The organism is Bartonella sp. AP150HLJHH, assembly GCF_042196385.1.
Classification (GTDB): Bacteria; Pseudomonadota; Alphaproteobacteria; order Rhizobiales; family Rhizobiaceae; genus Bartonella.
The window spans coordinates 1-7,266 of sequence record NZ_JBHIQC010000043.1; the positions used below are offsets into that span (position 1 = coordinate 1).

General features: G+C 37.4%; 2 protein-coding genes and 1 pseudogene. All 3 read right to left on the reverse strand.

All coding sequences use genetic code 11. The features are described 5' to 3' along the window. Positions 1 to 1,148, reverse strand: a pseudogene (locus ACFING_RS08790) (hypothetical protein); the annotation flags it as partial. Positions 1,149 to 2,303: 1,155 nt separating this feature from the next. Then, complete coding sequence (locus tag ACFING_RS08795) at positions 2,304 to 5,876, reverse strand: YadA-like family protein (protein ID WP_375630528.1); 3,573 nt, start codon at positions 5,874 to 5,876, stop codon at positions 2,304 to 2,306. A gap of 1,114 nt (positions 5,877 to 6,990) precedes the next feature. Then, positions 6,991 to 7,266: YadA-like family protein (locus ACFING_RS08800; RefSeq protein ID WP_375612590.1), on the reverse strand; the 276-nt coding region annotated here is incomplete at its 5' end.

Sequence of the window (7,266 nt, forward strand, 5' to 3'; positions counted from 1 at the left end):
CCATTCTCATACTTAGCTTTACCACCTAAAGACTTCGCAACATCGCTCCCTAGGGCATATAGCTGGTTACCCGCTACGGCATCCGTTGAAGTTCCACTAATATCTCCATTTTTAAGAGACGTTATCTTGTTGTTCTCTTTACTGTCCCCATGCGTCGCTACAAAGGCATGTGCAGTGTCGCTCCATAATAAAGCATCACCATTAACCGCTTGAGTAATATTACTTAGTTTATCCTCAAACTTTTTAACCTCATTAGACAGATGAGTGTTCACATTCTTGACACTCGTATCAAGACCCGCAAAGGCACTACCAACATCATTGAAGCTCGTCTTTCCCACATCACCATCTGCAGAAACATTAGAGATCTCGTAAGTCGGAGCTGTCCATGTGCCATTCTCATACTTAGCTTTACCACCTAAAGATTTTGCAACCCCAGTGCCTAACGTATAAAGCTGGGAACCATTTACTGCCTCGGTTGAGTTTTTTGAAAGATCACCAGCAGCAACACCCAAAAGAGTCCGTGCTTCACCTTTATTATTCGTAAAATCTATTTGAGTGTGTGGTGTCTCAGCACCAATAGTTATCGCATTTCCATCTCTAGCACGAGATGAGCTTCTCATAAAAGGAACGTTGTCTGCACTCTCATGCCGATCATCACCTTGCGATGGATTTTTTTGTTTCTCCCCAATAGCAGGGTTTTCCTTTATCTCAGTAAGCTGACGATTCCAACTTGTGAAATTAATACTAGAAAATGCATCCGCTACGTTCTTAGAACCTTCCTTAAAACCTTCCATCCCCGCAAATGCAGTATCCAAAGCAACTTTAATCTCAAATTTAATGTTAGATCTTAAGTTTTTGAAGGTATCTTCACTCCCCATAGATGTAGTGTTAATGTCAATATCTCTATACAGTTTGCTGCCAACTCTATAGGATAGCGGAATACCTTTAAGCACATTTGTACCACCACTAAAATCGTTTGATATGTTATTAAAAATCTGAGTAGCAGCAGAAACAGGAGAAACATGTGATAAAAGGATAATCACCGAAGCCACTGAAAGCGCTTTCATAAAAAGCAATCGATAAAGCGAGCAAGAATTTTTAAAATCACTCACCACTAGCGTTTTTGGTGTGGTATATAATTTTTTCATAACAAATTCTCCAAGTAAAAAACATATATTTAGAACATTAAAAAGACACATTTCAGCGCTAAAGGTGATTTAGGGGTATGGTATTTCCTTGTTCTTTATAAAGTTTGGGGTTTGTCGCAGAGGTCGACAGCGGTGGTTAGAACTTCGGTAAGGTTAAGGTTTTGATTTTTCTCGCTTTTAAGTAGGGTGTTTTCTTGCAACAAAGTTTATGAATTTGAGGATGGGGAGAAAGATGAAATCGACATAAAAGAGACATATTTGCGCGCTACTGTTAGATACGTGGTTTATATTTTTTGAAATAAAAGAACTTATTTTGTGTGCTTAAAAAGCAATAAAGTTTTTATTGTTAGAGGTTTGGTTTGTTTGGTGAGTAGTTTAGAGTGTTTTTATGAGGTTATTGCGCTTTTACCGTAAGGGTAAGCGGTGCACTTTCAGCGCTTAAGAACTTTTTCTTTGAAGAGCTTAAAATACAGTTATGGTAGTTGTGTGATTTTTTCATAATTCATCGCACCTCCCTTTGCGAGAAATTTATTCTGTTTTTACTAGAATGAGTCTTATTGGGGACTCATTTACTCTTTTATAGACTATTAAGAAGAATAGCAAGAAGAAAATGAGTTTTATTATTTTAACAGAATGAGTCTTTCTCGTTTATGTAATCGTGCAATATCTTTATGATTTTAAAATTCATAGCTTTATTACATACTCTATAGGCTAGAGATTCTGCTTCATAGCTTGTTTGAGTTGTTCCCTTTTGAACAAAATGAGTCTTACTCATAATTGCGGCTACTGTTTGTGTACAGAGCAAATAAACAAAATAATAAAATGTGATTTTTGATTTTTTAAACATATCCCCCCAATGGATATTTTCTATCAGTGAAATTATAGAACGTACACTTTTAAAATGCTGTGCAATTACGCACTCTAGTAATTTATATGCAGATATTACTCTGAATTTGTAAAATTTTGGTTAAATTGATTCACTTCTCACTAAAATCAGCCTCACTAAGATGAGTACTGTAGAGCATATTGTTATGAGAGTTATAATTATAACTTTTTATGTAAAATATTACTTCTCTATAATAAAAAATTTCGCCCTTGCCTAATGAGACAAGGGCGAAATTTTGGTTAAATTGTCGTTTTTTGTATTCTCTGGTGTTATTTTAATTTCAGAGTTATTCCACCACCTACGCCCCACTGACCTCCGGCACTGGTTGCTGATAGATTAGAACGAATCTTGCCATCTTCAGAGGTATAACCTGCACCAATAGCAAAGGCAGATTGGCCACGCCACAAACCGCCAGCAAATGAAACACTCAAAGAACCTGGATCATCGAAGTAACGTAAGTTAGACACTGCTAAACCAATCGCTGCAGCTTGCCTTGCCTCCTTGCGCACATTCTTAATATCATAACTTAATGCTTCAAACTTCATATCAGTATAGAATTTTGCCTCGTTTCTTGCACTACCGACCTCCTTATTCGTATACTCGTGCGCATCATCAAGAACACTCTTCATCTGCTGTTGAGTGAAATCATACACCTCATTACCATTTACTGCTCTCTTAGAACCTGCTTCAACTCTGCCATCTCCTACATTATCAATCACGACCGGTTGACTTCCATCAGCACCTACTAAAGAGATCTTATTGGTCTTATGACCCGCTTCATCTTTATCATACTTAACGACGTAGAGCATTTCTTGGTCGATTTTGTCTACTTTCTGATCAAAATCTTTTGCCTTCTCTTCAAGACTGCTAACCCTTTGGCTAACGCGCTCAAATTGGCTTTCACTGATGTCGTCTTGAGAAGTGTCGTCTACAACACCGTTTTCTACATTAGTAATCTTACTCGCTACTCCTTTACGACTAACGTCATACGCTCCCTTTTCTTCATTAGCTAATGGTAATCTAGCAGCAGATGAGCTTTTCGCAGATGCGCTTCTCATAAAAGGAAAGCCGTCTGAAATATTATCACCATTTTGAGATGGTATATTCATTGGCTTGACAATATTGCTGTCCTTTATCTTAGTAATCTGATGATTCAAAGTTGTGACAGCATTATTAACACCAGCAAAGGCATCCGCGACACTGCTATATTTTATCTCAGTCTCATTACCCTTCTCATCAAAGGCTTTAACTGTAAAAGTAGGAGCGCTCCATTCTCCATTTTGATACCCAGAACCACCACCAAAATAAGCAGCAATCTGGTTGCTTATCGAATAGAGCTGTGCACCATTGATTGCATCGCTTGAGTTAACAGAAATATCACCAGCAGAAATGTCAAAAAGACGCCGACTTTTACCATTAGCATCCATAAAACTTACTTGAGTTAATGGTGACTTAGCAGCAATAGTTACCGTAGTTGGAGCCTTCACATCACCTAGGGCGCGAGACGATCTTTTTACAGATGCGCTTCTCATAAAAGGAAAGTCGTCTGAAATATTATCACCATTTTGAGATGGCTTAGTTTTTTCACCAGAACCGGTTTTCTTTATCTCAACAATCTCATGATTCAAAGTTGTGAAAGCACTATTAACGCCAGCAAAGGCATCCGCAACGCTCGTATACGTATTTTCAGTCTCATTACCATCCTTATCAAAGGCTTTAACTGTAAAAGTAGGAGGTACCCATTTTCCTTTTTCATTAACCCCAGCACCACCGCCAAAATAACTCGCAAATGCCTGAGTCATACGATAAAGTTGACCACCATTTATTGCTTCGGTCGAGTCTTTATTAAAAGCACCGCCCCTAACACCAGAGAGAATTCGTGAGGCATTAATGCTGTTTGCAATATCTATTCTATCGCCACCTTTGCTTCCACCAATCGTAATAAGCCCAGCGCTATTTTGTTTAATAAAACTATCACCTGTCACACTTTCGATCTTTTTATTAAGATTTGTAAAAGAACTGCTTACGCCAGTAAGTGCATCGGCAACATTTTCATAGTTATTTTCAGTCCCACTACCATTCTGATCAAAGACTTTAACCGTAAAAGTAGGGGCACGCCAGTTTCCACCTTCATCATATCCAGCATTATCACTAAAATAGCTAGCAACTCGATTGCTCATGGAATAAAATTGAGAGCCATTTATCGCATCAGTCGATGTTGCTGTAATCGAACCAGCATTAACACCAGAAAGAGTCCGCACCGCGTTATCAATATTCGCAATACTTACCCTAGCTCCACTTACTTTGCCACCAATGGTAATAAGTCCTGATGCCGCATCTTGCTTAACAAGACTATCACCTGCCGCATTAATAACTATATTCTCAATCTTTTTATCAAGATTCGTGAAAGAACTATTTACGCCAGTAAATGCATCAGCAACATTTGTATAGTTCTCTTCAGCTCCCTTACCATCCTTATCAAAGACCTTAACCGTAAAAGTAGGAGCACTCCATTTCCCATCTTGATAGTCAGCACCGCCACCAAAATAGCCTGCAATTGCATGGCCCATGGAATAAAGTTGAGAGCCATTTATCGCATCAGTCGATGTTGCTGTAATCGAACCAGCATTAACACCAGAAAGAGTCCGTGCCGCATTATCAATATTTGCAATACTTACCTTAGTTCCACTTACTTTGCCACCAATAGTAATAAGTCCTGACGTAGCATCTTGCTTAACAAGACTATCACCTGCTGCATTAATGACTATATTCTCAATCTTTTTATCAAGATTCGTGAAAGAACTACTTACGCCAGTAAATGCATCCGCGACATTATGATAGTCCTTTTCAGTTCCATTACCATCCTTATCAAAAACCTTAACCGTAAAAGTAGGCGAACGCAAGTTTCCATCTTGATAGTCAGCACCACCACCAAAGGACTTCATAGCCACAATGCCCAATTTAAAAAGCTGGGAACCATTGACCGCTTGCTCCGATACTAGATTAACCGCACCATCACGAACACCAGTAATAACCCGCGCCTCACGATAAGCATTTGTAAAGTCTACTACAGCGCCACCTTTGTTTGCACCAATTGTAATAACGCCTGCAGAATTTTGGCGAACAAGTTGATCACCGATCGCACTAAGGAATAAATTTTCAACCTTTTTATTAAGATTTACAAAAGAATCACCTACGCCAGTAAATGCATCCGCAACATTTTTATAGTGCTTTACAGTTCCCTTACCACTTTCCCCAACGACGTTAACCGTAAAAGTAGGAACTATCCATTCTCCATAGCAATCATATCCAGCACCACCACCAAAAGATTTCGCAATCGCAGAGCCCAATTTATAAAGCTGGGAACCATTGACTGCTTGATTCGATGTTGGACTAAGCGCAGCATCAGCAACACCAGTAAGAACCCGCGCTGCACGAGAATTATTTGTAAAGTCTACTACAGTGCCGCCTTTGGTCGCACCAACTGTAATAGTCCCTGCAGAATTTTGCTGAACAAGATGATTGGACGAGATTATCTGAAACTGCTGATAAACACCTTGGAACTCTCTATTTACCTTTTCAAACGCAGAGCCAACATCTCTATAGACACCACCGCTAATTATATAGGTTGGCGCAATACTTTTACGTATATTTGCACCTCCGCCAAAATACTGTGCTACATTACCCCAAAGATCACAAGCAAAAACAGGAGAAGCATTTGATAAAAAGACAGCTACTGACACTAATGAAAGCGTTTTAATAAAAGGTAATCGATAAGACGAGCAAGAATTTTTTAAATTACTCACTGCTAGCGTGTGTGGTGTGGTATATATTTTTTTCATAATAAATCCTCTAAGTAAAAAAAGATATTTAAAACATCAAAAAGACATATTCCGGTGCTACTAAACTCCGGAGATTGTTTTTTCTTATTTTATAAAAGATTAGGGTTGTCATAATGCGGAAGAGGACTATCTAAGATATCAATGAGATAGAAGTCGACGTTGATCGATAGTCCAATTAATGTGGTTTTTATTTATTCCCCTTTAAGGAGGGGTGTTTTTCTTCAGCAGAGCCTTTAAATTTAAAGGTGAAGAAAGGTGAAAGAAGTGTAGAAAAAACATGTTTGTATACTATTATTAGGGGTTGTGTGTTTAAGAGGCAATAAAATGTTTATTGCGGAAGGGAGTTAAGTTGTTTGTTGAGTAATTTAGAGCGTTTTTTGTAGGGTTATTGCGCTTTTGGCGTGAAAATAAGCGAGATATTCCTGAGTTTTATATTTATATCTCTTAAAGCTCTTTGAGATCAGATAATTGTGATTTTGTAATTTTGCCATAACTTACCGCACCCCGCTTTGCGAAAAGATTTCTAGTTTCTTTTAATTAATTTTTCGTACTCTATACAGATTATTAAAAAATAGCAAGGAAGAAATGAGACTTTTTATTTCTTTAAGAATACTCCTCGTGGATATTTCTATTATAAAATTATAAACTGTGTAGTTTTCAAATATTGTGCGGTTACACGTACTCTGTTAATTTATATGAAAACATCCCTCTGCATTTGTAGTTTTTTTTGTTAAAATGTTTCACTGTAACTAAAATTAGTCCCACTAAAGATTATTATTATAAAACTTTACAAGTATTATTATAAAACTTTACAAGTATACTACTCTATGAATTTCTGTGTAAAATATCACTTCTTATAAAATTTTTACCCTTGTCTGATGAGACAAGAAGGCAAAACTCTCTTAAAAATAAATATCGATTACTCAAATAATTCCTTTTGGAGGTGATAAATGATTTTTTCATATAAAATTTCACAAAAAATATATTTTTACTCGAAATACGCCCTTATCTTCTATTGCTATTCATTTATGATGAAAATAACTTTCCTTCTCTTTAAATGGCACATGTAACGCATTTGATAAGAGAAGGAAAATTTATTTCGAATTTTCTATTGTTAATTCAGTGTTACCCTAAATCCAGCACCTACACCCCAATGTCCCCCAGCACTCGTTGCAGATACGTTAGAGCGAAATCTTCCATTTTCAGACATATAACCAGCACCAATAGCAAGTGCAGATTGACTGCGCCATACACCCGTACCAAGTGAAAAACTTAATTTTCCCGGTGTATCGTCATAGCTTAAATTAGATACTGCTAGACCAATAGCAGCAGCTTGTCTTGCTTCTTTCCGAACATCCTGAATAGCATAATTCAATGTCTCAAACTTCAT